At 66.4% G+C, this 26,363-nt stretch carries 22 protein-coding genes; 11 read left to right on the plus strand and 11 right to left on the minus strand.

Annotation, left to right across the window (positions count from 1 at the left end):
* Positions 1-349: 349 nt before the first annotated feature.
* Together ABQZ09_RS17785 and rsmG are read right to left on the minus strand one after the other, a co-directional pair.
* Positions 350-2,164: a DUF885 domain-containing protein gene (locus tag ABQZ09_RS17785; RefSeq protein WP_349777526.1), complete on the minus strand. Its 1,815-nt coding sequence runs from the start codon at positions 2,162-2,164 to the stop codon at positions 350-352.
* A gap of 628 nt (positions 2,165-2,792) precedes the next feature.
* Complete coding sequence (gene rsmG / locus ABQZ09_RS17790; RefSeq protein WP_047697899.1) at positions 2,793-3,431, minus strand: 16S rRNA (guanine(527)-N(7))-methyltransferase RsmG; 639 nt, start codon at positions 3,429-3,431, stop codon at positions 2,793-2,795.
* Between the two features lie 193 nt (positions 3,432-3,624).
* On the opposite strand from rsmG, the gene ABQZ09_RS17795 reads away from it, so the two are divergent.
* Positions 3,625-5,211: an alkaline phosphatase D family protein gene (locus tag ABQZ09_RS17795; RefSeq protein WP_349777527.1), complete on the plus strand. Its 1,587-nt coding sequence runs from the start codon at positions 3,625-3,627 to the stop codon at positions 5,209-5,211.
* Here the strand turns inward: ABQZ09_RS17795 and ABQZ09_RS17800 are convergent.
* The gene (locus ABQZ09_RS17800) at positions 5,196-5,792 is read right to left on the minus strand and encodes a 4'-phosphopantetheinyl transferase family protein (protein ID WP_047697897.1); all 597 of its coding nucleotides are present in this window, start codon (positions 5,790-5,792) and stop codon (positions 5,196-5,198) included. The genes ABQZ09_RS17795 and ABQZ09_RS17800 overlap by 16 nt on opposite strands.
* A gap of 126 nt (positions 5,793-5,918) precedes the next feature.
* Here ABQZ09_RS17800 and ABQZ09_RS17805 point away from each other — a divergent pair, with 126 nt between their 5' ends.
* Positions 5,919-6,170 carry a GlsB/YeaQ/YmgE family stress response membrane protein gene (locus tag ABQZ09_RS17805; RefSeq protein ID WP_039404974.1) on the plus strand — a complete coding sequence of 84 codons (252 nt, stop codon included), beginning with the start codon at positions 5,919-5,921 and terminating at the stop codon, positions 6,168-6,170.
* 52 nt (positions 6,171-6,222) lie between these two features.
* Here ABQZ09_RS17805 and ABQZ09_RS17810 read toward each other — a convergent pair whose 3' ends face one another.
* The 5 genes from ABQZ09_RS17810 to ABQZ09_RS17830 form a co-directional block, all read right to left on the minus strand.
* A complete protein-coding gene (locus ABQZ09_RS17810) occupies positions 6,223-6,660 on the minus strand; it encodes a GFA family protein (protein WP_039404977.1) in 438 nt (145 codons plus the stop codon).
* A complete protein-coding gene (xth, locus tag ABQZ09_RS17815) occupies positions 6,657-7,436 on the minus strand; it encodes an exodeoxyribonuclease III (protein WP_349777528.1) in 780 nt (259 codons plus the stop codon). The genes ABQZ09_RS17810 and xth overlap by 4 nt, the downstream gene beginning before the upstream one ends.
* A 383-nt stretch (positions 7,437-7,819) precedes the next feature.
* Positions 7,820-9,547: a cation acetate symporter gene (locus ABQZ09_RS17820; RefSeq protein ID WP_349777529.1), complete on the minus strand. Its 1,728-nt coding sequence runs from the start codon at positions 9,545-9,547 to the stop codon at positions 7,820-7,822.
* Positions 9,544-9,861, minus strand: a complete 318-nt coding sequence (locus tag ABQZ09_RS17825; RefSeq protein WP_184558047.1) for a DUF485 domain-containing protein — start codon at positions 9,859-9,861, stop codon at positions 9,544-9,546. The genes ABQZ09_RS17820 and ABQZ09_RS17825 overlap by 4 nt, the downstream gene beginning before the upstream one ends.
* Positions 9,862-9,930: 69 nt before the next feature.
* The gene (locus ABQZ09_RS17830) at positions 9,931-11,322 is read right to left on the minus strand and encodes a DcaP family trimeric outer membrane transporter (RefSeq protein WP_228890742.1); all 1,392 of its coding nucleotides are present in this window, start codon (positions 11,320-11,322) and stop codon (positions 9,931-9,933) included.
* Positions 11,323-11,617: 295 nt separating this feature from the next.
* Between ABQZ09_RS17830 and acs the strand changes: the two genes are divergently transcribed.
* The 4 genes from acs to ABQZ09_RS17850 all read left to right on the plus strand — a co-directional run bounded on the left by acs (position 11,618) and on the right by ABQZ09_RS17850 (position 15,980).
* Entirely contained in the window at positions 11,618-13,561 is a 1,944-nt protein-coding gene (gene acs / locus ABQZ09_RS17835) for an acetate--CoA ligase (RefSeq protein ID WP_228890741.1), read from the plus strand.
* 278 nt (positions 13,562-13,839) lie between these two features.
* A complete protein-coding gene (locus ABQZ09_RS17840; RefSeq protein WP_039566073.1) occupies positions 13,840-14,505 on the plus strand; it encodes a response regulator transcription factor in 666 nt (221 codons plus the stop codon).
* 704 nt (positions 14,506-15,209) lie between these two features.
* Complete coding sequence (locus ABQZ09_RS17845; RefSeq protein WP_162183141.1) at positions 15,210-15,773, plus strand: peroxiredoxin family protein; 564 nt, start codon at positions 15,210-15,212, stop codon at positions 15,771-15,773.
* A 3-nt stretch (positions 15,774-15,776) separates the two neighbouring features.
* The gene (locus ABQZ09_RS17850) at positions 15,777-15,980 is read left to right on the plus strand and encodes a hypothetical protein (RefSeq protein ID WP_005922076.1); all 204 of its coding nucleotides are present in this window, start codon (positions 15,777-15,779) and stop codon (positions 15,978-15,980) included.
* A gap of 208 nt (positions 15,981-16,188) precedes the next feature.
* On the opposite strand, the gene ABQZ09_RS17855 is transcribed toward ABQZ09_RS17850, so the two are convergent.
* Complete coding sequence (locus tag ABQZ09_RS17855; RefSeq protein ID WP_349777530.1) at positions 16,189-17,811, minus strand: family 43 glycosylhydrolase; 1,623 nt, start codon at positions 17,809-17,811, stop codon at positions 16,189-16,191.
* 641 nt (positions 17,812-18,452) lie between these two features.
* On the opposite strand from ABQZ09_RS17855, the gene ABQZ09_RS17860 reads away from it, so the two are divergent.
* From ABQZ09_RS17860 to ABQZ09_RS17880, 5 genes are all read left to right on the plus strand, one after another.
* Positions 18,453-19,463: an aldo/keto reductase gene (locus tag ABQZ09_RS17860; protein WP_349777531.1), complete on the plus strand. Its 1,011-nt coding sequence runs from the start codon at positions 18,453-18,455 to the stop codon at positions 19,461-19,463.
* Positions 19,460-20,332, plus strand: coding sequence for an amidohydrolase family protein (locus tag ABQZ09_RS17865; protein ID WP_349777532.1), 873 nt, complete (start codon positions 19,460-19,462; stop codon positions 20,330-20,332). Before ABQZ09_RS17860 ends, ABQZ09_RS17865 begins: the two co-directional genes overlap by 4 nt.
* The gene (locus ABQZ09_RS17870) at positions 20,329-21,099 is read left to right on the plus strand and encodes an SDR family oxidoreductase (protein WP_039405015.1); all 771 of its coding nucleotides are present in this window, start codon (positions 20,329-20,331) and stop codon (positions 21,097-21,099) included. The genes ABQZ09_RS17865 and ABQZ09_RS17870 overlap by 4 nt, the downstream gene beginning before the upstream one ends.
* 215 nt (positions 21,100-21,314) lie before the next feature.
* The gene (locus ABQZ09_RS17875) at positions 21,315-22,172 is read left to right on the plus strand and encodes a fumarylacetoacetate hydrolase family protein (RefSeq protein WP_349777533.1); all 858 of its coding nucleotides are present in this window, start codon (positions 21,315-21,317) and stop codon (positions 22,170-22,172) included.
* A gap of 528 nt (positions 22,173-22,700) precedes the next feature.
* Entirely contained in the window at positions 22,701-24,023 is a 1,323-nt protein-coding gene (locus ABQZ09_RS17880; protein WP_349777534.1) for an L-fuconate dehydratase, read from the plus strand.
* 640 nt (positions 24,024-24,663) lie between these two features.
* Here ABQZ09_RS17880 and ABQZ09_RS17885 read toward each other — a convergent pair.
* Entirely contained in the window at positions 24,664-25,023 is a 360-nt protein-coding gene (locus ABQZ09_RS17885) for an L-fucose mutarotase (RefSeq protein ID WP_349777535.1), read from the minus strand.
* A 2-nt stretch (positions 25,024-25,025) separates the two neighbouring features.
* Positions 25,026-26,327, minus strand: a complete 1,302-nt coding sequence (fucP, locus tag ABQZ09_RS17890; protein WP_349777536.1) for an L-fucose:H+ symporter permease — start codon at positions 26,325-26,327, stop codon at positions 25,026-25,028.
* Between the last annotated feature and the right edge of the window lie 36 nt (positions 26,328-26,363).

The raw sequence follows: 26,363 nt of genomic DNA on the forward strand, positions 1-26,363 counted from the left end.
GCTCGGTGGCGGCATCCATGCCGCCAACGGTCCCGCAATCGGTAAGGGCACCGCACCAGACAGTTGGCTGGTGGTTTGTTGAAGAGCGAAGAAACAGCGTCGCAAGTTTGCTGATCGCTTGTTGAAAACTCTGCACACCGACCAACTCGACCGGTCCTTGCCCGCCCACCGTCGCGGGACCTTGAGCGGCATGGATGCCGCGCCAGAGCTACAGGGATGTACTTGCAGCGCGTCCTGCGATGGTGGGCGGGCAAGGGCCCTGCAGCAAACGCAAAGTCCTCGAAGGCGCGGTGCCCTCACCGCTCGCGGGCATCCCAACTCGATGCCCTCAGACGCAGTTACCAGCACATCACGGTGCGTTGGCAGCGGCTGGCTTGGACTTGATCGGGCGTGCCTTGCTCTCGGCGATGAAGGCGCGGACCTGCTGCTCCAGCACCGGCAGGGTGACCGAACCCTGCTTCAGCACCACGTCGTGGAACGCCTTGATGTCGAAGCGCTCGCCCAGTTGCTGTTCGGCCTCGGCGCGCAGCTTGACGATGCTGATCTCGCCCAGCTTGTAGCTCAGCGCCTGGCCCGGCCATGAGATGTAGCGGTCCACCTCGGTGGTGACTTCGTGCTCGCTGAGTGCGGTGCGGTCGCGCAGGTAGGCCAGCGCTTGCGCGCGGCTCCAGCCGTCGTGGTGCACGCCGGTGTCGATGACCAGCCGGCAGGCACGCCACATTTCGTAGGTGAGCCGACCGAATTCTTCATAAGGCGTCTCGTAGATACCCATCTCCTGGCCGAGCTTTTCGGTGTACAGCGCCCAGCCTTCGCCGTAGGCGGAGATATAGTTTTCGCGGCGGAACGCGGGCTGCTCGCCCTGCTCCAGCGCCAGCGAGCCCTGCAGCGAATGCCCGGGCGAGGACTCGTGCAAGGTCAACGCCGGCAGGTTGTACAGCGGCCGCGATGGCAGGTTGTAGGTGTTGACCCAATACGTCGTGGCGCCACCGCGGCCGGCGGTCCAGAACGGGGCGATATCGTCGGGTACCGGCTTGATGGTGAAGCGCCCGCGCGGCAGGGTGCCGATGAACTTGCCCACCTGCCCGTCCACGCGCTTGGAGATCCACGCCGCGCGATCGAGCAACTCCTGCGGGGTCTTGGCGTAGAACTGCGGGTCGGTGCGCAGGAAGGTGAGGAACTGCGCGAAGCTGACCTTGAAACCCACCTGCTTGATGATCGCGTTCATCTGCGACTGGATGCGCGCTACTTCGTCCAGGCCGATCCGGTGGATCTGCTCGGGGCTCAGCTCCAGCGTGGTGTATTCGCGGATCTGCTGGCGATAGAAGGCCTTGCCGTCGGGCAATGCTTCGGCCGCCAGCGTCGTGCGCGCCTTGGGCATGTAGTCGTTGCGGAAGAACGTCAGCAGCTTGCTGTACGCCGGAAGGACGGCGGTGCTCAGCGCGGCCTTGGCTTGTTCGCGTAGTTGCGCCTGCTCGGCGGCAGGGATCTGCGAAGGCAGCTGCTTGAATGGCGCGTAGAAGGTCGATTCGGTGGGGTCCTTGACCTCGGCGATGGTGGCGATGGAGACATCGCGCCCATCGAGCACCGCGCGCGGCACGCTGAACCCGCGCGCCAGGCCGGCGCGCATGTTGACCATCTGTTGGTCGAAATAGCGCGGCACATCGTTCAGGCGCGCGATGTAGGCGCGGTATTCGGCAGCGGTCTTCATCGGCCGCTGCGCCATGAAGCCCAGGTTCGACCAGAACGAGCTATCGGAGTTGAACGGCATTTCGTACAGGCGCAGGCGCACGTCGGCGGCCAGGTTTTCCACCTGTGGGCGGTAGATGGCGAAGTTGATCTGGTTGGCCGGCGAGAGCTGCCTGGGGTCGATGCCATCAAGCTGCTTGAGCACGCCGTCCCACACCGCCAGGCGCGCCTGCTGGGCGGCCGCGCTGACGTCCGGCAGATGCGTGTTGTCGCCGGTGGTGTCGCTGTCTTCGTCGGCCTGCCCGGTTTCGGCCTGCCGCCAGGCCCACTCTTTTTCGTAGATCGCGCGGAAGCGTGCATCAGCGGGCGCTTCGGCGGTGAGCGTGGCCGGCGCGGGCGGCGTGGCGGCCTGCGTGGAAGCGACGAACGAGGTGCCCAGCAGGGCGAGCGAGAGTGCGACGGCGAGCGGAGAGGTCACGTGCGGAAAGCCTGATCTGGAGCGAACGCCCGATCATGGCAGCCCACGCCCGCGCTGCCATGGGCCGGAAGTCCCAATGCGGGCAGATGCGCTGTGGTGGCTGTTGAGCTCCCTGTGGTGGCTGTTGAGCTCCCTCGCCGGCCTTGGAGCGCATGTGGGGCTGTTGCGCTGATTGGCCGGAGTGTTGGGCACTGCCCCCATCCGCCCTGCGGGCACCTTCCCCCGCAGGCGGAGGAAGGGACCTGACGGTGTCGAGGGTTGTTTGGTTGTCTTTACCGCCGGGGCGGAGCAACTGACGTCTTTCCACCGGGCGGGGCAACTAACGTTGCTGGCGAGGCGGTGCTCATTCCGCCTTTCGCTTGCGCGAGCGCTTGGGCTGTTGCGCTGATTGGCCGGAGTGTCGGGCGCTGCCCCCATCCGCCCTGCGGGCACCTTCCCCCGCAGGCGGGGGAAGGGACATGACGGTTGTCGAGGGTTGTTTGGTGTCTTCCCGTCGGGGCGGGGCAACTGACGTCTTTCCACCGGGCGGGCAACTGACGTTACTGGCGAGGTCGGTGTTGCCCCCTCTCCCGCCTGCGGGAGAGGGCTGGGGTGAGGGCCGCTTGATGCCGATTGGCGTCGGCTCGGCTCAGGCCTTGCGCACCACCACCAGATGCCGCTCGCCCTCCAGGCCGGGCACCTGCAGCGGATGCACCTCGCTCATGGTCCAGCCGGCAGGCAATGCGGCGATTTCCTCGTGCGGATAGACGCCCTTCATTGCCAGCAAGCTACCGCCCGGGCGCAACAGGTGACCGCCGACATCGATGATGCCGGCCAGCGTGTCCAGCGCGCGCGCGGTGAGATGGTCGTAGGCGGCCGGCTCGTCCAGCGCTTCGGCGCGCGATTCGGCCACCCGCGCATTGCGCAGCTCCAGGTGACGCAGGGCCTCGCGCATGAAGCGCGCCTTCTTGCCGTTGCTTTCCACCAGGGTCACCTGCAGTTGCGGGCGGGTGATGGCCAGCGGGATGCCGGGCAGGCCGGGGCCGGTGCCCAGGTCGGCAAGGGTGCCGCTGGCGATGTAGGGCTGCATGGCCAGGGAATCGAGCAGGTGGCGGGTAACCATCTCGCGTGGGTCGCGCACGGCGGTGAGGTTGTAGGTCTTGTTCCAGCGCACCAGCAGGGCCAGGTAACGCAGCAGCGGTGCGGCGAAGGCCGCATCCAGGGATTGGGCCTGCAGGCCGCGCTCGAGCGCGGCGGAGACATCGGGGGCGAGTGCGGCATCGTTCATGGCGCGATTATCGCAGCTGGGGTGCCGTGCGGGCGCGCGCGTGCAGGCGAGAATGCTACTGGGTTGTCCGGGCCGACCCGGCCGACGCCTCTTCGCAACGCTGGACACACGCGCTGCACCGACCGCAATGGACACGTGCCGGTAAGACAGCGGCGCTATATCTGGACACCGCTGCCAGAGCTTGGAGAACGCCATGCCCGCCTCCGATCGCGCCCGCCGCCGCCTCCTGCAAGGATTGGGTGCCGGCCTGTTGCTGCCAGCCACTGCCGGCTGGTCCGCGCGCAGCCTGGCCGCGCCTTCCGGGCGTCCACTGATCACCGACGGAGTGCAGAGCGGCGATGCGCTGGAAGACCGCGCGGTGCTATGGAGCCGTGCAGATCGGCCGGCGCGGATGCGGGTGGAATGGGACACGCGCCCCAGCCTGCGCCAGGCACGCCGGGTGGATGGACCGATGGCGGTGGCCGCCCACGATTTCACTGCGCGCGTGGACCTGAGCGGCCTGCCGCGTGGTCAGGACATCTTCTACCGGGTGCGCTTCGAGGACGCCGACAGCGGGGTACTGAGCGCGCCGGTACATGGTCATCTGCGCAGCGCGCCGCGGACACGGCGCGACGTGCGTTTTGTCTGGAGCGGCGACACGGTCGGCCAGGGCTTCGGCATCAATCCGGACATCGGCGGCATGCGCATCTACAGCGCCATGCGCGAACGCAACCCGGATTTCTTCCTGCACAGCGGCGACACCATCTACGCCGACAGCCCGGTTCCGGCCGAACTCACCGTCGAAGACGGCAAGCGCTGGCGCAACCTCACCACTGCGGCCAAGAGCAAGGTGGCCGAAACGCTGGACGAATTCCGCGGCAATTACCGGTACAACCTGCTGGACGAGCATGTGCGCCGTTTCAATGCCGAGGTGCCGCAGCTCTGGCAATGGGACGACCACGAAACCACCAACAACTGGTCGCCCGGCAAGCAGCTGGATGCGCGCTACCAGGTGCGCGAGATCGACGTGCTGGCCCAACGCGCGCGCCAGGCCTTCCTGGAATACGCACCGCTGCGCGGCGTGCGCGCCGATGGCAACGGGCGCATCTATCGCAAGATCGCCTACGGCCCGTTGCTGGACGTGTTCGTGCTGGACATGCGCAGCTACCGCGGCGCCAACAGCGACAACCTGCAACCGCAACCCGGCCCCGATGCCGCGTTTCTCGGGCCGGAGCAATTGGCGTGGCTGCAGCGCGAATTGGCCGGCTCGCGCGCGCAGTGGAAGGTGATTGCCGCCGACATGCCGATCGGCCTGCAGGTGCCCGATGGCGAAGATGGAGAGGGGCGTCCGCGCTGGGAAGCGATCGCCAATGGCGACCCCGGCGTGCCGCGTGGCCGTGAGCAGGAAATCGCCACGCTGCTGCGCTTCATCAGCCGTGCGCGCATCCGCAACACGGTGTGGCTCACTGCCGACGTGCATTACTGCGCAGCCCATTACTACCACCCCGACCGCGCCGCGTTTCAGCAGTTCGAGCCGTTCTGGGAATTCGTCGGCGGCCCGCTCAATGCCGGCAGCTTCGGACCGAACGCGCTGGATGCCACCTTCGGCCCCACGGTGGTGTTCCAGAAGGCGCCGCCTGCACCCAATACCTCACCGTTGGCCGGGTACCAGTTCTTCGGCGAGGTGGAGATCGATGGCGCCAGCGGCGTGCTGACGGTGACCTTGCGCGACCTGGATGGCGTGGCACAGTTCCGTCAGCCGATCCTGCCGTATGGCGCGGGGCCTCACGCGGCCGCGTGAGGGTAGAGCGCCAGCGCGGCGCGGCACTGCGGTGCGGCCCACCATTCGTGCAGCTGCCAGCGCGCGGCCTGGCCCAGCGCCGGGTCGCACCACTGCAACTGCAGGGCGCCATCGGCGGCCAGCGCGTAGGCCAGCCGATGCAGGCCGAACGACAGGCCATGCCCATGCGCCTTGAGCAGGGCTTCCTTGGCGCACCACAGACGAAAGAACAGCGCCTGCTGTGCGTCCGCCGGCAAGGCGGCCAGCAGCGCCAGTTCGTCGGGGTGGAAGAAGCGATGCGCGATCTCCAGCAGGCGCGGGCGCGGGCGGATCCGCTCCAGGTCCACGCCCAGCCGCACGCCCTGCCCCAGCCCCACCAGCAGGTAATCGCCGCTGTGGCTCCAGCCGGTATCCCAGTCCGGCAAGGCCGGCTGCAGGGTCGGGCGGCCCCGTGCGTCACGTTGCAATGGCACCTGCGCCGGATCCAGGCCCAATGCCGGGCCCAGCAGTTGCCGCGCCTGCGGCTCGCCGCGTTCGCCGGGCCGGTGCGGCCGTAGCCAGAGCTGCACCGGGCCGTGCTGCCAGCTTGCGTACGCTGTCACGCGCCGCCCACCAACCCAACTGCTTCGCCTGCCCGGCGGCCGCGCTCGACAGCTGCTTCACGGCGCGGTGCGTCCAATGGCGCCCATGCACCACGTCGGGTGCACAGACATGAGGAGATCGGCAACATGGGCATCATCATCTGGTTGATCGTCGGCGGCATCGTAGGGTGGCTGGCCAGCATCATCATGCGTCGCGATGCGCAGCAGGGCATCATTCTCAATGTGGTCGTCGGCATCGTGGGTGCGCTGATTGCCGGTTTTCTGTTCGGCGGTGGCATCAACCAGGCCATCACCCTGTGGACCTTCGTCTGGTCGCTGGTGGGCGCGGTGATCCTGCTGGCCATCGTCAACCTGTTTACCCGCGGCCGCGTGCGCTGATCGGCGCAGCGTCGGTTGCCACGACGCCCGGGCCCGCCCGGGCGTCGTCGTTTCAGCGACCGGTGGCGGCGCGATCGGCAGGATGGTTGACGCCATCTTCCACCGGCACCGCGATGTTCAGCGCATACGGATTGACGCCTTCCAGGCAACCGACGTTGTAGCCGTATTCGTTTGGATTGGAACGGCGCCGATGATGGGTGTAGATGCCGCACACGCCGCAGAAGTAATGCGCGGCGGCGTGGGTGTTGAACTGATACAGCCGTAGCGCGTCCTGGCCTTGCACCACGTGCAGGCCGTCGAGGGTGACCGAGGCGACGATGGCGCCACGCCGGCGACACATCGAGCAATCGCAACGGCGCGGGTCGAGCAGGCCGTGCGGCAACTCCAGATCGATCTGCACTGCGCCGCAATGGCAACTCAAGCGGTGCACCGGCCCCAGCGTGACATCGCCTACCTTGTGGGTACTGCGACGCAGATGACGCTCGCTCATGCGCCTGCCTCCGCCAGCCGCACCCAGGCCGGCGCATGGTCGCTGGGACGCTCCCAGGTGCGCGGTTCGCGGTCGATGCCCGATTCAATGGCACGTGCGCGCAAGGCCTCCGACACCAGGGTCAGGTCGATACGCAGGCCGAGATTGCGGCGGAACCCGGCCTGGCGGTAATCCCACCAACTGAACTGTTCGGCTTCATCGTGATGCAACCGGAATGCATCGTGCAGGCCCAGCGCCAGCAGTTTTTGCAACGCGGCGCGCTCGGCAGTGGAGGTGAGGATGTGGTGCTCGTTCCACACCGTCGCATCGTGTACGTCGCGCGCATCCGGGGCGATGTTGAAGTCGCCCAGCACCACCAGCTGCGGATGGCGTTGCAGCTCCTGCGCGATCCAGTCGTGCACCGCATCCAGCCAGCGCAGCTTGTAGGCATATTTCTCGGTGCCCACGTCCTGGCCATTGACCACGTACAGGTTGACGATGCGCACGCCGTCCACGGTGGCGGCGATCACGCGTTGCTGCACGTCGTCGAAGCCCGGGATACCCATCTGCACGTCCAGCGCCGGCGAGCGCGACAGGATCGCCACGCCGTTGTAGGTCTTCTGCCCGCAGAACACGCTGCGATAGCCCAGGGCAGCCAGCGCCGCATCCGGGAACTTGTGGTCTTCCAGCTTGGTTTCCTGGACGCCCACCACGTCCGGCGCAAACGCGCCGAGCCACTGTTGCAGGTGCGGCAGGCGCACGTTGAGCGAGTTGACGTTCCAGGAGACGATTTTCATGGAGGGGGCCGTGGTCCAAACCGCCAATGGTACCGCGCCGCCCGCGCATGCCTCAGGGCCGGGCCGAAAGACGTCCCGAGCTGGTCGGGGCCGGGCGCAGGCGCTACGCCTGCACGGTCGGCGCAGCGACACAGCCGGTGAGGCGCAGCACTTCTGGCAATGCATCGCCACGTCAGCCGGCGCCGCTGCACGCGGCCGCACTCCCCGGGCGGTTCCATTGTCAGACTGTGCACGTGCCCTTGCCGCAATGAGGCTGCCGTATCGCGCGCCTGCGCGTCGCGCCGCAAGGCGTGGCTGCCATGCCGGCACCGGGCCGCAATATCGCCAAAACGCAAGACGCCGGCGCAAGGCCGGCGTCTGCGATCACCTGTACAACGCCGCACTCAGTGGCCCGAGGCACCACTGGCACCCAGGCCGGTTTCGGCACGGATCTGCTGCGCCTTGAACGCGGCGCGTTCATTGGCCGCCTGCGGGCTGCGATCCAGGATCGAGAACAGCCAGATGCCGACGAAGCCGATGATCATCGAGAACAGCGCCGGCGAGGTGTACGGGAACGGCGCCGAACCGGCCGCGTTGCCCAGCGTGTCCACCCACACCGACGGCGACAGCACGGTGAGCACCAGCGAGGACACCAGCCCCAGGAAGCCACCGGTCACCGCGCCGCGCGTGGTGCAGTTCTTCCACAGCAGCGACAAGATCAGCACCGGGAAGTTGGCCGAGGCGGCGATGGCAAAGGCCAGCGACACCATGAAGGCCACGTTCTGCTTCTCGAACACGATGCCCAGCAGCACCGCGATCACGCCCAGCACCAGGGTGGTGGCGCGCGAGACCTTCAGCTCCGAGCCCGGCGCCGGATTGCCCTTCTTGAGCACCGTGGCGTACAGGTCGTGCGACACCGCCGACGCGCCGGACAGGGTCAACCCTGCGACCACCGCCAGGATGGTGGCGAAGGCCACCGCCGAGATGAAGCCCATGAACACGTTACCGCCGACCGCATTGCCGACCAGCACCGCCGCCATGTTGGCTGCACCCTTGCCGCCGTGGATGGTGCCGGTGGCCACGTCCGCAAACTGCGGGTTGGTCAGCACCAGCGCGATCGCACCGAAGCCGATGATGAAGATCAGGATGTAGAAGTAGCCGATCCAGGTGGTGGCCCACAGCACCGACTTGCGTGCCTGCTTGGCATCGGGAACGGTGAAGAAGCGCATCAGGATGTGCGGCAGGCCGGCGGTGCCGAACATCAGCGCCATGCCGAACGAGATCGCCGAGATCGGGTCCTTCACGAAGCCGCCCGGGCCCATGATCGACAGGCCGGCCTTGGCCGCGTCCTCCGGCGATGCACCGCTGTTGGCCGCAATCGCGGTCTTCACCCGCACGCCCTCGGCAAACAGCGCCTCGAAGCTGAAGTTGAAGTGCCACATGATCGCCACGGCCATGAAGGTCACGCCGGTCAGCAGCAACACGGCCTTGATGATCTGCACCCAGGTGGTGGCGGTCATGCCGCCGAACAGCACGTAGACCATCATCAGCACGCCGACCAGCGTCACCGCGACCCAGTAGTCCAGGCCGAACAGCAGCTTGATCAGCGCACCGGCGCCGACCATCTGCGCGATCAGGTAGAACAGCACCACCACCAGCGTGCCCGACGCGGCAAAGCTGCGGATCGCGGTCGGCGCGAAGCGATAACCGGCCACGTCGGCGAAGGTGTACTTGCCGAGGTTGCGCAGCCGTTCGGCCATCAGGAAGGTCAGGATGGGCCAGCCGACCAGAAAGCCGATCGCATAGATCAGGCCGTCGTAGCCGTTGGCCATCACCGCGGCGGTGATGCCCAGGAACGAGGCCGCCGACATGAAGTCGCCGGCGATCGCCAGGCCGTTCTGGAAGCCGGTGATGCCGCCGCCGGCAGTGTAGAAGTCGGCGGCCGACTTGGTCTTGGCCGCCGCCCACTTGGTGATCCACAAGGTGCCCAGCACGAAGAAGCCGAACATGCCGATCGCCACCCAGTTGGTGGGCTGCTTGTCGACCTGGCCCATGTCGCCACCGGCGGCCAGCGCAAGGCCGGCCGGCAGCAGGCCGGCCAAAATCAGGAGAAGGCGCGAAGTCTTGCTCATTTGCGGGCGTCCTCCAGGATCTGCGCGGTCAGCTGGTCGTAGGTGTTGTTGGCGCGCCGCACGTAGATGGCGGTGATGATGATGGTGAACACCATCACCCCGATCGCGATCGGAATGCCGATCGAGGTCACCCCGTCGCCGATGGGCTTGGCAAGGAATTCCTTGTCGAAGGCAATCAGGCCGATGTAGCCGTAGTAGGCCAGCAACATCAGCACGGTCAGCGTCCAGCCCAGCGTGTTGCGTTGGCGTTTGAGCGCGTGGTACTTCGGATTGGCATCGATCTTGGCGATCAGTGCATCATTCGAGACGGTCATGGTCTGTCTCCTGGAGTGCGGGCGGCACGGCCCGCCCACATGCGTGGCGGGCGGCGGGCGGGGTGAACCTTAGAAGCTGTACTTGGTGGTGAACTGCAGACGCGAGATGTCGCCGGAGTCGCCGTTTTCGGCTTCGCGGCGGCCGTACATCAGCTCTGCACCCACATCCACCTTGGGCAGCGGCGAATAGAAGACGTTGGCACGCAGGCTCTGCTGCGACTTGCTGGCAAGCCCGCCGGTGTTGGCCAGGCTGTGGTCGTAATCCACCCGCGAATACATGATGGTGCTGCGTAGCTTGGCGCTGTAGTCGTGGCGCCACGCCACCCAGCCGGCCACGGTGCTGACGGTGTGGATGTTGCCGTCCACATCCAGCTCCACGTCCGAACCGTTGCCCAGGCCCAGATAGCGCCCCAGGCCTTCGCCGTAGCTGAGCTGGTAGCGCAGGTCGTTGCTGGAATTGATGATCCAGCGGCCGCCGCCGGCGATGGCGCCGCCGAACTCGGTGTCGTTGGTCAGCGCGCTGCGGGTGCGGTACTGGCGTGCGATGGCCGACAGGCCGAACGTGCCCCAGGTGCCCTTCCAGTTGTAGCGCGCGGTCAGGTCCGGCATGGCGCCGTGGTCCGAGGCCAGGATGGTGTTGCCGCCCTGGTAGGGCGTGGTCAGCGTTTCCGGGTTTTCTGCCGACACGCTGAAGGCGCCGCGCGTGTAGCGGATCTGGGTCTGACGGCTGAACAGCGCGCCATCGGTCGGCCCGACGATGTCGGCCGCTTCCGGCAGGATCGTGGCGTCGATGAAGTTGGACCAGGTCTGGCCGGCCAGCCAATTGTTCCAGCTCATGTAGGCATGCCGCAGGGTGCCGCCGTACAGATTGTTGACCTGGTTGGCCAGCGCGTTGCCGAAGAAATCCAGCTCGATGAAGCCGGTGAGCTTGTCGCCGTTTTCGGTGACGGTGTCCACGCCCAGGTTGAAGCGCGAGAACTTGGCATGGAAATCGGTGTCGGTGCTCGACGCCTGCCCACCGACCGGCGTCTGGGTCGGGATGTACAGGTACCGCCCCACCGCGCCTTCGGGCAATGCACCATCGCTGGTGCGGGTGGTCATGAAGTCAGCCTTGATGAAACCACCGTAACGGAACGTTGTCCCCGCCGCTGCGTTCGGTGTGATGCTGGTAATCTGGATCGGCCGCTTGCCGGCCGGAACCGCAGGCGCGGGCGCCGCTGCAGGCGCTTGCGCCTGCAGGGTGCGCACTTCGCTGACCTGGGTCTGCGTCTGTGCGATCTGGCCCTGCTGCTGTTGCTGCGCGGTCACCAGCAGTTGAACCTGACGTTCGAGCTCGGCGATGCGTGCTTCCAGCGCCTTTTCCTTCGGCGTCTGTGCAAACGCCACACCCGGCAGGATGCTGGCCACGAACAAGGCGGCAGCCAATGGATGGCGCACCAGCGGTGCAGTACGGTGTTTCATGGACCCCTCTCCCCGATGAAGGCCTCGCGCTTGATGGCGATGCTGTGCGGAGCGTGAGGCAGTCCGCGGTTTGCAGCCTATTCGCCTTTGGTCGTAGCTGCAACGCAGCATTCCGCAAGGTGACCGATCGTCGCACCAGAGCCCGCAATGGATGTGCGCTGGCGCACTGACCTGGTTACGACCATGGTCTAAGGCGCCGTTGACCACCGGGACAGAACGGATGCGGCACACTGATTACCTACCGAGGGCAGCCGCAGCGCCCTCTTCCGACAAGATCATCGCAAGTGAGGGTGCCATGGCTGATGTTTATCCCGTCGATCCCGCGTTCGCCAAGGGCGCACGCGTCAATGGCGAGCAGTACGCAACGCTGTACCGCGAATCGATCGAGCACCCCGAGCAGTTCTGGGGCAAGGCCGCGCAGCGGCTGGACTGGTTCAAGCAGCCCACCCAGGTCAAGGACGTCAGCTTCGCGCTGGACGACTTCCATATCCGCTGGTTCGGCGACGGCGAGCTCAACGCCAGCGTCAACTGCCTGGACCGCCAGCTGGCCACGCGCGGCGACAAGACCGCGCTGCTGTTCGAACCCGACAGCCCGGACGCCGCCTCCTACCCGGTGACCTATCGCGAGCTCTATGAGCGCGTGTGCAAGCTCGGCAACGCCCTGCGCAATCTCGGCGTCAAGAAGGGCGACCGGGTCACCATCTATCTGCCGATGATCGTCGACGCGGCCGTGGCCATGCTGGCCTGTGCGCGTATCGGCGCGGTGCATTCGGTGGTGTTCGGCGGCTTTGCCGCCAACTCGATCGCCGACCGCGTGATCGATTGCCAAAGCAAGCTGATCATCACCGCCGACGAGGGCCTGCGCGGCGGCAAGAAGATTCCGCTCAAGGCCAACGTGGATGCGGCGCTGAAGATCCCCGGCACCAATACCGTCGAAACCGTGCTGGTGGTGCGCCACACCGGCGGCGCGGTGGAGATGCAGGCACCGCGCGACCGCTGGTTCCACGATGTGGTGGATGGCCAGCCGGCCGAGTGCGAACCCGAGCGCATGAATGCGGAAGACCCGCTGTTCATCCTCTACACCTCCGGTTCCACCGGCAAGCCGAAGGGCGTGCTGCACACCACCGCCGGCTATCTGTTGTTCGCCAGCTACACGCATGAAGTGGTGTTCGACCTGCGCGAGGACGACATCTACTGGTGCACCGCCGACGTGGGCTGGGTCACCGGCCACAGCTACATCGTGTATGGCCCGCTCGCCAACGGCGCCACGGCGCTGATGTTCGAAGGCGTGCCGAACTACCCCAGCGTGTCGCGCTTCTGGGAAGTGATCGACAAGCACCAGGTCACCCTGTTCTACACCGCGCCCACCGCGATCCGCGCACTGATGCGCGATGGCGAAGCGCCGGTCAAGAAGACCTCGCGCAAGAGCCTGCGCCTGCTCGGCAGCGTGGGCGAGCCGATCAATCCGGAAGCCTGGCGCTGGTACTACGAGGTGGTCGGCGACAGCCGCTGCCCGATCGTGGACACCTGGTGGCAGACCGAAACCGGCGGCATCCTGATCTCGCCGCTGGCCGGCGCGGTCGATCTCAAGCCCGGCTCGGCCACGCTGCCGTTCTTCGGCGTGCAGCCGGCGCTGGTCGATGCCGAGGGCAAGATCCTGGAAGGCGCCACCGAAGGCAATTTGGTGCTGCTGGATTCGTGGCCGGGTCAGATGCGCAGCGTCTACGGCGACCACCAGCGCTTCATCGACACCTATTTCCGTACCTATCCGGGCAGCTACTTCACCGGCGATGGCTGCCGCCGCGATGCCGATGGCTATTACTGGATCACCGGCCGCGTGGACGATGTGATCAACGTGTCCGGTCACCGCATCGGCACCGCCGAAGTGGAAAGCGCGCTGGTCTCGCACCCGAAGGTGGCCGAAGCGGCCGTGGTCGGCTTCCCGCACGACGTCAAGGGCCAGGGTATCTACGCCTACGTGACCTTGATCGCCGGCGAAACACCGAGCGAAGACCTGCATAAGGAATTGGTGGGCTGGGTGCGCAAGGAAATCGGCCCGATCGCCTCGCCCGATCACCTGCAGTGGGCCCCCGGCCTGCCCAAGACCCGCTCGGGCAAGATCATGCGCCGCATCCTGCGCAAGATCGCCGAAAACGCTCCGGACCAGCTGGGCGACACCTCGACCCTGGCCGATCCGTCGGTGGTGGATTCGCTGGTCAATGAAAGGCTGACGCGCTGAGAGGCCGGGATTCGGCATTCGGGATTGGGGATTGGCTGAGGAGCGGGGATTGGTGATTTGGGATTGGGAATTCGCAGAAGCGGGTTCCCATTGCCTGGTTACCCCGCTCCTCGACCATGCATTGTTTTACTGCAATGCGCAGAGGCGGTTCTTACATCGGCGATTGCGAATCGAGATTCGCTCTTCGACATCCCCGCTCTTACGAATCCCAACGTCCGAATCCAGAATCCCGCGCTTTTACGAATCCCGAATCCCCAATCCCCAATCCCGGCCCCAAAATGACCACCCTGCTGATCGCTGACGACCATCCCCTGTTCCGCGAAGCCTTGCGCGGGGCAGTGCAGCGGGTGATGCCGGGGGTGGAATTGTTCGAGGCCGACAATGTCGATGCCCTCTATACGCTGGCCGATGCGCAGCCGGATGCCGATCTGCTGTTGATGGATCTCAACATGCCCGGCGCGCAGGGATTCAGCGCGCTGGTGCATATGCGTTCGCTGCATCCACAGTTGCCGGTGGTGGTGGTGTCTGCACGCGAAGAACCCACCGTGATGCGGCGTGCGATCGACCATGGCGCGTTCGGCTTCATCCCCAAGTCTGCCGATTCGGACACCATTGGCCGCGCCCTGGCCACCGTGCTCGATGGCGAACGCTGGATTCCTGCAGAAGCGCAGAACCTGCCGCCGACCGACAGCGAAGAACGTGAGGTCGGCCAGCGCCTGCGCGATCTCACCCCCCAGCAGTTCCGCGTACTGCAGATGCTGGGCGCCGGCCGTCTCAACAAGCAGATCGCCTACGACCTGGGCGTGTCCGAAGCCACCATCAAGGCGCACGTCACCGCGATCCTGCGCAAGCTTGGCGTCACCAACCGCACCCAGGCGGTGCTGATGGCGGGCAAGCTCGCCATCGATTCGGATGGCATCGTGCTGCCGCCGGAAGAGGAGTAACCCGCGCGACATGTGCCTGCGTCGGGCGTCTCGGGGAAAGCCCCGTCGCGCCCAGGTGCGCTCCTACGCGTGGCCCTGCATCTGCCAGGTCACGCAATAACAGGCACCACGCCGACACACCGCTGCAGGAGCGCCCCCGGGCGCGACGGCATCATCGATACAGCCTCAGCGCACGCGAGCGCGTGACGACGCCTTACCCTGCACCTGCCAGGTCACGCAGCAACAGGCATCACGCCGACACGCCGCTATGGCAGCGCCCTGGCGCGACGGCATCCTCAAGACAGCCCCGCCGCGCGCAAGCGCCACGACGCCTGGGCCCGCATCTGCCAGTCACTCGACATGATGCAGGACACCGCCAGCGCGGCAGTGACGCGTGTCCATCGATTCCCGAGACGGGCAGGCACCAACGCGCCACAGTACACGCCATGCCATGCACCGTGCATAGCAGCTGGCGCTGCGACAGCCGCCCGTGCCACCTGGTGCGTGGCTGGTTGCTGCGGTGTTTTGCGCAAACCCACTGCGCGACGTTGCTCCACAGTGGCAAGCCCAAGCGCGGCGGCGTGATCGTCTCCACAGCTGCGCGCCGTGCGACATCGCAGTTGTCGATATCACCATTGACCATGTGCTGATGCCTGGGCAAGGCTCGGTCACCAGGGACGCTTTGGAGTTGGGGTGGCATGACGCGACGATTTCCGTGGCTCTGGATGGGCCTGCTGGTGGCGTGCGCACTGATCGCGGTGCTGGCGTGGCAGAACCGGCAGCTGCGGGTGCAGCAGCAGTGGTTGCAGACGCGCATCAGCACCCCTTACGAGGGCATGTACGTGCCCCGGATCGAGGCGATCGATGGCGATGGTCAGCGCCATCTGCTGGGTGCGCCGCAGGGCCCGGCACAGGTGCTGTTCTTCTTCACCACCACCTGCCCGTATTGCCAGCGTTCGGCGCCAACGGTGCTGCGCGCGGCGCGGGAGCTGCAGGCCAATCTACCGGGGCGGCCGCAACTGCTGGGTGTCTGCCATTGCGATGCCGCACAAGCCGCGCGCTATGCGCATGTACATGGGTTCGATTTTCCGGTGGTCACGTTGACCGACCGTCGCGCGCTGATGCTGTTCCGTGCGCGCAACGTGCCACTGCTGATGGCCATCGATGGGGCCGGGCGCGTGCGCCATTCCCATCTTGGCGTGTTCGATACCACGGAGCGGGTGCAGGACCTGGTTGCCGCGTTGCGCCGCACGGATGCGCCAGCGGCTTTTGCAACGGTGAAGGAGTAATGCATGAAAAAGCGTTGGGTAAGCTTGCGCAGTGCGTTGATGGCGGCCACGTTTCTGGCCAGCACCGGATTCGGTGCCTTCCAGGTGATGGCCGTGGACAACGCACAGCCGAAAGTCGAATCGTGTAGTGCATGGGCCTGCAAGGCCGAGTGCCCGGAGTTCGGTGGCGATCTCGGGCAAGGCAACGTCTGCTACTGCTGCGGCTGAGTCGGCGGCGGGGCCATCCGGGCCCCGCCCTCTGCAGTGCGATGGCGGTGCTGCGCTGCCAATGCAGGCCACCGTCGTGCAACCCTCGATGACGGCCATCGCGTTGTCATCGTGCGCATGCTGGCCGCCGCGGTGACGCCGCGCACCAGCCGCTCAGCTAACCGCGAGCAAGGCGGCACCTGTCAGGCACCGATCCAACCGTCCGCGGTCAGCCCAGCGCGCGGTAGCGGAAGTCGCGCAACACCACCTCGCCCTGCTGCGCGGCGTACACGCCCAGCTGCAGGCTCAGGAACCCGCCAAAGACGTTGTGGTGAAAGCCGGACACTTCCATGCGGGTGGGGTGGCGCGTCCACTGCCGGCCCTCGTCGAAGGAGTAGTCGAAGCGCACGATGTGGTGATCGTTGGTCAACCGCACGCGGATGCGGCGGTGGGTGTTGGGCGTACGGGCCCACACCAGTTCTTCGGAGTATTCGTAGGTCTTCATGGTGTCGGCGGTGAAGCCGATGCCGACGAAGGCCTTGTGGTTGTAGAACAGCACGATGCCGCCTTCGGCAGTGCCGACCAGCTCTAGCGTCACCTCGGCCACGTAGGCGCGATCGGGCACGCCGCAGGTGAGCGGCGCGCTGTCGATGGGCGATGTGCCCGCGCAGGCCAGCGTCAACGCCTTATTCGCACGTCGCACCCGTGCCTGCTCCCCAGGCTTGGGCGCATGCAGGCTCCACTGGGTGCCGAAACGGTCGCTTAAAAAATCGTCCGACAATGCAAAACCGCTGGCCGCGGCACGCGCGCCGACAGCTGCAAGTGCGGGTGTACGCATTGGCTTGGACAGGTCGCCACCGGTGGCGCGGAACCAGCCGTCGGCGGTCCATTCGACCGGCTCCAGCAGTGTCTGCCGGCCCAGCGTGCGGAAGCCGTTTTCGTAGCCGTGATAGACCAGCCACCAATCGCCGCGCGGGCCCTCCACCAGCGTGGCATGCCCGCGCGACCACCACGGCTCCTGCTCGGACAAGGTGCGCACCAGCGGATTGCGCGGGCAGTGTTCCCACGGCCCATGCACCGAACGCGAGCGCGCGGCGATCACCATATGCCCGGTCACCGGCCCGGCGGTGCCGCCGACCGCGGTCACCAGATACAGCCAGCCGTTGTGCCAGGTGAGCTTGGGGCCTTCGGGGGCGAAGTTCTCCACGATCCAGTCGTCGGGATAGCGCCATGGTGCGTAGGCCGGTTCGAGTTGCCCGTCGGTGGCCAGGCCGTCGTCGCGCAGGCGGATCTTGCGGATGCCGTTGACGAACAGGTAGCGCTTGCCGTCCTCGCCCAGCACATGGCCGGGATCGATGCAGCCGGCGATGCCCAGATCGATCGGCGCGCTCCACGGCCCGCGGATGTCGTCGGCCCAGATCACGAAGATCTTCCAGCCGTGGTCGTCCGGATTGGCGGGGATGTAGATGAAGTAGCGGTTGTCGTGCTTGCACAGGTCCAGCGCCCAGATCGTGCCTAGTTCCTGATGCAGCGCCGGGCCGATCGGTGCCCAGTTGACCAGGTCGGTGGAGTGCCACAGCACGATGCCCGGGTAGGAAAAGAACGACGAAAACGTCATGTAGTAATCGTCGCCATCCTTGAGGATGGTGGGGTCGGGGTGATCGCCGGCCACGATGGGGTTGAGGTAGGTGCCGTTGCCCAGGTCCGCCTTGCGCTGCCCTTCGATGCCGCGTGCCCACTGCGGGGTGCGAGCGCAGGGTGCAGACGGCGCCTGCGCGGCAGCCGACAAGGGCGTGACCAGCGCGCTGGCGGCCAGTACCTTGAACAAGTCTCGCCGTGTCGTGTCTGGCATGTGCCCGCTTCATCGGATGAGGGCTGGTATCTAGCCCTATGGGCGGGCTGGGGGCAACCGCACGACCTGCGTTATAGGAACTGGTGATGCGGCATGCGGATTTTGAAATAGCCGGGCAGTGGCGCGTTGCAGCGAGCGGGACTGCGCAGCAGCATCGGGATGCACGCGCACCTGCTGTGCAGGCGGGTGTCCGTGCGTTGGGCTGGATGACGCTCTTCTCCGCAAGGACATGACGGCACGATGCGTCATCGCGTTCGGCACCGTGAGCTCGTCGGACCGTCACCGGCCGGAGGCGGTGCGACGTTTATCGCTGGACTGCACCTGACTGGGTATCCAGAAGCTGCCTGGAGGTGTCACAACCAGTAGCCCGGCCGAGCGGACCACACCTCTCGCGCATTCGGCCGGAACCACACGGAAGCGATGCCCGGCCCGGCGACCGCCCCCGCCGCCTGCGGCGCCCACCCAGGCAACTGCCCGCAAGCCCCACCCGCCATGCTGCACTGCAGCGTGATCTGTTCATTGATGATTGCCATATTCATATGCGAACAGCCGGACGCCCACCGGCTGGTGGACGTTGTGATGCCCAGCTACCGCTTTCCAGACTCCGGTTCCGCCTGCGCCGTCTTTTCGGAGCAGTGCGCATGAGCACCGTCGCGCGGCAGCGCCTGGGGCGCACCGACGTGCAGCTGTCGGCGCTGGGCTTCGGCGCCGCGCCGATCGGCAATCTGTATGCCGAAGTGGACGAGGCCGACGCACTGGCTGCAGTGGCGGGCGCGTTCGAGGCCGGCATCCGCCATTTCGATACCGCGCCCTACTACGGCTACGGCTTGAGCGAAGCGCGCCTGGGCCGCGGCCTGGCCGGCGTGCCGCGCGATGCGTACACGCTGTCGACCAAGGTCGGCCGCTGCGTCTACGACGACGCCCAGGCCGTTGCCGGCCGCGATGGTTTTGCGGTGGCCGGGCGCCGCGCCGAGTTCGACTACAGCGCCGACGGCGTGCGGCGCGCCTTCGCCTCCAGCCTGGAGCGCCTGGGTACCGACTACATCGACGTGCTGCTGCTGCACGACATCGGTGCGCTGACCCACGGCGACAACCATGCCCGTGTGCTGCAGCAGGCCTTGGAGGAGGCCTTGCCGGCCATGGCGGAGTTGAAGGCGTCCGGTGCGTGCGGGGCGATCGGCCTGGGCGTCAACGAGCAGGACGTGGCGCTGGAGGTGCTGCCGCGGTTTCCGCTCGACTGCGTGATGCTGGCCGGCCGCTACACCCTGCTGGAACAGCACGGCGCACGCGCGCTGCTGGACCAGGCGCAGCAACACGGCGCGTCGATCCTGTCGGCCGGGCCATACAGCTCCGGCCTGCTCAGCGATGTACGCGGCCCCGGCGCCACCTACAACTACGCCCCGGTCGATACCGCCACCTTGCAGCATGCGCAGCGCCTGTATGCCGCCTGCGCCGCGTTCGGGGTGGATATCGGCGCGGCCGCGTTGCAGTTCCCGCTGGCGCATCCGGCAGTGACCACGGTGGTGGCCGGCATGCGCACCGTGGCCGAGGTGCACTCGGCTGCCGCACGGTTGCAGGCGACCATTCCGCCTGCGCTATGGCAGCGCCTGCGCGACGGCGGCCTGCTCGATACGGACCTGCCCACGCCATGAACCGCGTCGATGCGCATCTGCACTTCTGGCATCTGGCACGTGGCGATTACGCCTGGCTGACGCCCGAGCTTGCGCCGCTGTATCGCGACTTTGCTCCGCACGATGTCAGCGCTGCGCTGGATGCGGCCGGCGTTGGCAGCGTGGTCGTGGTGCAGGCCGCCGCAACGGAAGCCGAAACCTGTTACCTGTTCGAACTGGCGCACGATGCGCCGCGCATTACCGGCGTGGTCGGCTGGGTGGATTTTGCCGCGCCCGACGCCGCCGCCCGCATCGGCGCGCTGGTGCGCGCGGGCGGCGGCCTGCTCAAGGGCCTGCGCCCGATGGTGCAGGACATCGCCGACGTGCACTGGCTGGCGGGCGCCGAGTTGGACGCCGCCTTCGATGCGATGCTTGAACACGATCTGGCCTTCGATGCTTTGATCCGCGCGGCACACGTGCCGGCCTTGCAGGCGCGCCTGAAACGGCATCCGGCATTGCGCGTGGTCGTCGATCACGGCGGCAAGCCGCAGATTGCGGCCGGCGAGTTCGTCGCCTGGGCCGCCGGCATGGCCGCATTGGCGCAGCATCCCAACGTGCATTGCAAGCTCTCCGGCCTGCTCACCGAAGCCGCACGCGGCGCCGGCATCGACGCGCTGGAGCCGTATGTCGCGCATCTGTTCGCGCGCTTCGGTGCGCAGCGCCTGCTGTGGGGCAGCGACTGGCCGGTGCTGACCCTGCGCGCCGATTACGCGCACTGGGTCGATCTTGCACAACAGCTCGTCACCCGGCATGCCGCCGCCCACGCCGATGCGGTCTTCGGCGACAACGCACGTACGTTCTATCGTCTGCCACGGCCGGCGGCCCCCACCCACGGAACCTTATCGGTATGACAGTTTCGATCCCCACCACACCCACCACCCGCCTGCAGGGCAAGCGCTGCCTGGTCACCGCCGCTGGCGCCGGCATCGGCCGCGAAAGCGCGCTGGCCTGCGCACGCGCCGGCGCGCAGGTGATCGCCACCGACATCGACGCCGCGGCCTTGCAGGCGCTGGCGGCCGAATCGGACGCCATCACCACCCAGCTCCTGGATGTCACCGATGCCTCGGCGATCGCTGCGCTGGTCGCGGAGCACGGCCCGTTCGATGTGTTGTTCAACTGCGCCGGTTACGTGCACCAGGGCAGCATCCTCGACTGCGACGAGCCAGCGTGGCGCCGCTCGTTCTCGATCAATGTCGATGCGATGTACTACACCTGCAAGGCGGTCCTGCCGGGCATGCTCGAACGCGGCCGCGGCAGCATCATCAACATGTCGTCGGTGGCTTCCAGCATCAAGGGCGTGCCCAACCGCTTCGTCTATGGCGTGACCAAGGCCGCCGTGATCGGCCTGAGCAAGGCGATTGCCGCCGACTACGTGGCGCAGGGCGTGCGCTGCAATGCGATCTGCCCGGGCACCATCAAGACGCCCTCGTTGGCGCAGCGCGTGCAGGCACTGGGCGGCGACGAACAGGCCGTGTGGAAGAGCTTCACCGACCGCCAGCCGATGGGCCGCCTGGGCGACCCGCGCGAGATCGCGCAGCTGGTGGTGTATCTGGCCTCGGACGAATCGTCGTTCACCACCGGCCAGACCCATATCATCGATGGCGGCTGGTCGAACTGAGAGGCGCAGGCAAAACGTTGTGCAGCGACAAGCGCACAACCACTTGCTACGTTTCTTGATCGCTCTCTGTCCGCTGACACCAGGCCGCATTTCATACCTGGCGTCACCGCTGTTTGCAGCATGCATCACCCGCATTCCTGTTCCGAGCGCACCTTACGCACCCGTCCGCGCCGTGTGATGGGACGCTCCACTCCTCCCCTGCAAAGGAAGACTGCATGAAACTCGTACGTGTTGGCGCCGAAGGCCACGAACGCCCCGGCCTGATCGATAGCGAAGGCCGCATCCGCGATTTGAGCGGCGTCATCGACGATGTGGCCGGCGAGCACATCACCAACGCCGGCCTGGAAAAGCTGCGCGCGCTGGATGTGACCACGCTGCCGCTGATCGAAGGCGAGCAGCGTTACGGCGCCGCGGTGGGCCGCATCGGCAAGTTCATCTGCGTTGGCTTGAACTACGCCGACCATGCTGCCGAATCGGGCATGGAAGTGCCGAAGATGCCGATTCTTTTCATGAAGGCCACCACCGCCGTGTGCGGCCCCAACGACACCGTCATCATCCCGCGCGGCTCGGTCAAGAGCGACTGGGAAGTGGAGCTGGGCGTGGTGATCGGCGACGTGGCGCGCGATGTCTCGGTGGACGAGGCCTTGAACCATGTGGCCGGCTACGCGGTGATCAACGACCTGTCCGAGCGCGAATTCCAGCTCGAACACGGCGGCCAGTGGGTCAAGGGCAAGAGCGCCGATACCTTCGGCCCGATCGGCCCGTGGCTGGTCACCCGCGATGAAATCGCCGACCCGCAGGACCTGTCGATGTGGCTGGAGGTCAACGGCCACCGCTATCAGAACGGCAGCACCCGCACCATGGTGTTCGGCGTGGCCGAACTGGTCAGCCACATCAGCCGCTACATGACGCTGATGCCGGGCGATGTGATCAGCACCGGCACCCCGCCGGGCGTAGGCCTGGGCCAGAAGCCGCCGGTCTACCTCAAGCCGGGCGACGTGATGGAGCTGGAGATCGAAGGCCTGGGCCGTCAGCGTCAGCCGGTGGTGGCGCATCCGCGTGATGCGGGTTGAGGTTTTTTGGAAGGACTGAGGGAGTACTGCATTGCAGTGCGTCCCACCTCTCAGAATGTTCTCACGCGAAGGCCGAAGTACTCACACAACACGAATCGTGCAACAAAGCAAAGCCCCTCTCCCCTCGGGAGAGGGGTTGGGGTGAGGGTACGTCGCCACGGATGCGCGCAACTCGACGTCAGTCCACTTGTTATGTGGCCCTGATAGTTCGACGCTCGTGCTCACGCATCACACGCACGTTGCTCTCACGGAGTTTGCTGCCGCGTTAAGTGTCTAAACGTTGTAGCGCGCCGATCGCAAAATGCAGTTGGTCGTGCAATAGGTTCATTGGGCTGAGTTGCAAATGCCTACGTCACTGCAGCGCCTCAACACCCCCAGCGCTACGCGTTCGTACCCTCGCCCCAACCCCTCTCCCGGTGGGAGAGGGGCTCAAGCGCACTTCGCTGCTGTCGTTTCTTGACCCTTCGTTCTTTCACCCATCTGTTTTCCGTGCGTTTTCACTTCCCGCTTGCCATCGCCAGGACTTTCATGAGCACCATCATTGCCCTCGAGACCTACGACGTCCGCTTCCCCACTTCGCGCGAGCTCGATGGGTCGGACGCGATGAATCCGGATCCGGATTACTCCGCCGCCTATGTCGTGCTGCGCACCGATGCGCCGGACGACCTGGCCGGCTACGGCCTGGTATTTACCATCGGCCGCGGCAACGATGTGCAGACCGCTGCGGTGGCCGCACTGACCGAACACGTGGTCGGCCTGCGCGTGGAAGAGGTCATCGCCGACCTCGGCGCGTTCGCGCGCCGGCTCACCAACGATTCGCAGCTGCGCTGGCTGGGCCCGGAAAAGGGCGTCATGCACATGGCCATCGGCGCAGTGATCAATGCCGCCTGGGACCTGGCTGCACGTGCCGCGAAAAAACCGCTGTGGCGCTACATCGCCGAACTCACGCCCGAGCAGCTGGTCGACACCATCGACTTCCGCTACCTCACCGACGCACTCACCCGCGACGAAGCGCTGGCCATCCTGCGCGCTGCACAGCCGCAGCGTGCGCAACGCATCGCGCAATTGATCGAACAAGGCTACCCGGCCTACACCACCTCGCCCGGCTGGCTCGGCTACTCCGACGAAAAGCTGGTGCGGCTGGCCAAGGAAGCGGTGGCCGATGGCTTCCGCACCATCAAGCTCAAGGTCGGCGCCAACGTGCAGGACGACATCCGCCGCTGCCGCCTGGCGCGCGAAGCGATCGGCCCGGACATCGCAATGGCGGTCGATGCCAATCAACGTTGGGACGTGGGCCCGGCAATTGACTGGATGCGCCAACTGGCCGAATTCGACATCGCCTGGATCGAGGAACCCACCAGCCCGGACGACGTGCTCGGCCACGCCGCCATCCGCCAGGGCATCACCCCGGTGCCGGTGTCCACCGGCGAACACACGCAGAACCGTGTGGTGTTCAAGCAGCTGCTGCAGGCCGGCGCGGTGGACCTGATCCAGATTGACGCCGCACGCGTCGGCGGCGTCAACGAAAACCTCGCCATCCTGCTGCTGGCTGCCAAGTTCAATGTGCGCGTGTTTCCGCACGCCGGCGGTGTGGGTCTGTGCGAGCTGGTGCAACATCTGGCGATGGCCGATTTCGTCGCCATCACCGGCCGGATGGAAGACCGCGCGATCGAATTCGTCGACCATCTGCACCAGCACTTCCTGGACCCGGTGCGCATCCAGCACGGCCGTTATCTGGCCCCGGAAGCGCCTGGGTTTTCCGCGGAAATGCACGCTGCTTCGATTGCAGAATTCAGCTACCCCGAGGGACGCTTCTGGGTCGAAGATCTGGCTGCCAGCGCGAAAGGCTGAGGCTACGGCCCCTCATCCGCCCTTCGGGCACCTTCTCCCGCGCGCGGGAGAAGGAAGCAGCGGCCGGAGGGCTGGGGGCGCGCAGGCCGGCCATGGCCGGGCGGGATGGTGATTCAGCAGGCTCTGCGCTGCGGTCGGCACTTCTGGGGCCAGGTCTTGGGCCTGGCGGAACAACGAGCGGCTGACACGCAGCTCACTACAGACACCAAGCAGATGGGGGTGCATGGCACAGACACACCACCGCCCCGGTGCCAACGCCGAGCTCGCCCTTCTCCCGCCTGCGGGAGAAGGTGCCCGCAGGGCGGATGAGGGCGCGGGCTCAGCGCACGGAACAACGAGCGGCTGACACGCGCCCACTACAGACACCAAACAGATGGGAGTGCATGGCGCAGACACACCACCGCCCCGGTGCCACCCCCGAGCTCACCCTTCTCCCGCCTGCGGGAGAAGGTGCCCGCAGGGCGGATGAGGGCGCGGGCTCAGCGCACGGAACAACGAACGGCTGACACGCAGCCCACTACAGACACCAAGCAGATGGGGGTGCATGGCACAGACACACCACCGCCCCGGTGCCAACGCCGAGCACGCCCTTCTCCCGCCTGCGGGAGAAGGTGCCCGCAGGGCGGATGAGGGCGCGGGCTTAGCGCTTCGCCTGGATTGCCTCGCTCAACGCAAAGATCCGCCCCGCCTCGCGCCATTTCTCCCCAGGCGCGCTGCCCGGCAGCGGTTTCTGGAACCGCCACATCAGGTCTTCCCAGGCTTGAATTCGCGGATCACCCGCATCGCGCGCCGCCTTGGCCGACGGGTCGTAGTCTTCGCCGACCTCCATCAGCATCACCAGCCGGTCGCCACTGCGAAAGATCTCCAGCTCACGGATGCCGGCCTGCTGCAGCGAGGCCACGACCTCCGGCCACACCGCATCGGGCCGATGCCAGCGCTCGTACTCGGCGATCAGCGCCGCATCGTCGTGCAGGTCCAGCACATAGCAAAGACGCGGCATGCTCAGGCTCCTGCAATCACGGGCGCCGCGCGACGGGCACGCAGCGCGAACAACAAGATCACCGCAAAGCATGCGCCCGGCACCACCATCGCCCAATGGATGCCGGCCATGTCCGACACCCCGCCCATCACCGCGGTGAGCAACGCGCCGCCGATGATGGACATCACCAGCAACGACGACCCCAACTTGCGTGCGTCGTCATGCATGCCGTCCAGCCCCAGCGCGAAGATGGTCGGGAACATCACCGACATGAACACGCTGGCGGCCACCAGTGCGTACAGCCCGGTCCAGCCCGGCAGCACGATAGCCACTGCGCACAGCACCAAATTGATCGTGGCAAAACTGGCCAGCAATTTGGCCGGCGCCAGATACCGCAGCAGCGCGGTGCCCACGAACCGCCCGGCCATGAACAGCACCAGCGAGATGGTCAGATAGGTCGCTGCAGTTTTTTCCGGCGTGCCCGGCACGGCATCCTGCAGATAGCGGATCAGGTAGCTCCAGATACCAACCTGCGCGCCTACGTAAAAGAACTGCGCCACCACCGAAAACACGAACAGCCGGTTACGCAGCAACTCGCCAAAGCGGGCGCGCCTGGGTGCTTCGCCGGGGGTCGCCTCCGGTGCGCCGGTGGGGAAGCGCACCAGCGCGATCAGGATCGCCCACAGCACCACCACCACACCGATGATCAGGTACGGCATCTGCACGGCGGCCGATTCGGTGGCGAAGAACGCCTCGCGCGCGGCCGGCGCCATCGCTGCCAGCTCGGCCGGGCTGTGCTCCACGCCGGAGAAGATGAAGTGCTGGCCCACCAGCACGCCGGTGATCGAGCCTAGCGGGTTGAACGCCTGCGCAAGGTTCAACCGTCGCGCCGCGCCGTCGGCGGGCCCCAGCACGGTCACCAGCGGATTGGCGGTGGTTTCCAGAAACGCCAGGCCACTGGCAATCACGAACAAGGCCAACAGGAACAGCCAGTAGGTATGCACCTGCGCAGCCGGATAGAACAGAAACGCACCGCACGCATACAGCAGCAGGCCCAGCACCACCGCAGCCTTGTAGCTATAGCGGCGCATGAACATCGCCGCCGGCATCGCGAACACGAAATAGCCCATGTAAAAGGCGCTCTGCACCAGCCCGGCCTGCAGGTCGGTCAGTTCGAAGGCCTTCTTGAACTGCTTGATCAGGATGTCGTTGAGGTTGTTGGCCATGCCCCATAAAAAGAACAGGCTGACGATCAACAACAGGGGAACCATGGCGGTACGCGCCAGGTTGCCGCGCGGTGACGCGGCAATGTCACTGTGATGCATGCGACCGATCCCCTCCCAAGGCTGTGGCGCTTGCGT

This window comes from Xanthomonas sp. WHRI 6106 (assembly GCF_040202405.1).
Lineage (GTDB): Bacteria > Pseudomonadota > Gammaproteobacteria > Xanthomonadales > Xanthomonadaceae > Xanthomonas > Xanthomonas cannabis.

What these genes read in the sequence shown, in the direction of transcription:
- rsmG (WP_047697899.1), bottom strand. Translation starts at nt 3,431, where the DNA reads ATGAACGATGCCGCACTCGCCCCCGATGTCTCCGCCGCGCTCGAGCGC.
- ABQZ09_RS17795 (WP_349777527.1), top strand. Translation starts at nt 3,625, where the DNA reads ATGCCCGCCTCCGATCGCGCCCGCCGCCGCCTCCTGCAAGGATTGGGT.
- ABQZ09_RS17805 (WP_039404974.1), top strand. Translation starts at nt 5,919, where the DNA reads ATGGGCATCATCATCTGGTTGATCGTCGGCGGCATCGTAGGGTGGCTG.
- ABQZ09_RS17810 (WP_039404977.1), bottom strand. Translation starts at nt 6,660, where the DNA reads ATGAGCGAGCGTCATCTGCGTCGCAGTACCCACAAGGTAGGCGATGTC.
- xth (WP_349777528.1), bottom strand. Translation starts at nt 7,436, where the DNA reads ATGAAAATCGTCTCCTGGAACGTCAACTCGCTCAACGTGCGCCTGCCG.
- ABQZ09_RS17820 (WP_349777529.1), bottom strand. Translation starts at nt 9,547, where the DNA reads ATGAGCAAGACTTCGCGCCTTCTCCTGATTTTGGCCGGCCTGCTGCCG.
- ABQZ09_RS17825 (WP_184558047.1), bottom strand. Translation starts at nt 9,861, where the DNA reads ATGACCGTCTCGAATGATGCACTGATCGCCAAGATCGATGCCAATCCG.
- ABQZ09_RS17830 (WP_228890742.1), bottom strand. Translation starts at nt 11,322, where the DNA reads ATGAAACACCGTACTGCACCGCTGGTGCGCCATCCATTGGCTGCCGCC.
- acs (WP_228890741.1), top strand. Translation starts at nt 11,618, where the DNA reads ATGGCTGATGTTTATCCCGTCGATCCCGCGTTCGCCAAGGGCGCACGC.
- ABQZ09_RS17840 (WP_039566073.1), top strand. Translation starts at nt 13,840, where the DNA reads ATGACCACCCTGCTGATCGCTGACGACCATCCCCTGTTCCGCGAAGCC.
- ABQZ09_RS17845 (WP_162183141.1), top strand. Translation starts at nt 15,210, where the DNA reads ATGGGCCTGCTGGTGGCGTGCGCACTGATCGCGGTGCTGGCGTGGCAG.
- ABQZ09_RS17850 (WP_005922076.1), top strand. Translation starts at nt 15,777, where the DNA reads ATGAAAAAGCGTTGGGTAAGCTTGCGCAGTGCGTTGATGGCGGCCACG.
- ABQZ09_RS17855 (WP_349777530.1), bottom strand. Translation starts at nt 17,811, where the DNA reads ATGCCAGACACGACACGGCGAGACTTGTTCAAGGTACTGGCCGCCAGC.
- ABQZ09_RS17860 (WP_349777531.1), top strand. Translation starts at nt 18,453, where the DNA reads ATGAGCACCGTCGCGCGGCAGCGCCTGGGGCGCACCGACGTGCAGCTG.
- ABQZ09_RS17865 (WP_349777532.1), top strand. Translation starts at nt 19,460, where the DNA reads ATGAACCGCGTCGATGCGCATCTGCACTTCTGGCATCTGGCACGTGGC.
- ABQZ09_RS17870 (WP_039405015.1), top strand. Translation starts at nt 20,329, where the DNA reads ATGACAGTTTCGATCCCCACCACACCCACCACCCGCCTGCAGGGCAAG.
- ABQZ09_RS17875 (WP_349777533.1), top strand. Translation starts at nt 21,315, where the DNA reads ATGAAACTCGTACGTGTTGGCGCCGAAGGCCACGAACGCCCCGGCCTG.
- ABQZ09_RS17880 (WP_349777534.1), top strand. Translation starts at nt 22,701, where the DNA reads ATGAGCACCATCATTGCCCTCGAGACCTACGACGTCCGCTTCCCCACT.
- ABQZ09_RS17885 (WP_349777535.1), bottom strand. Translation starts at nt 25,023, where the DNA reads ATGCCGCGTCTTTGCTATGTGCTGGACCTGCACGACGATGCGGCGCTG.
- fucP (WP_349777536.1), bottom strand. Translation starts at nt 26,327, where the DNA reads ATGCATCACAGTGACATTGCCGCGTCACCGCGCGGCAACCTGGCGCGT.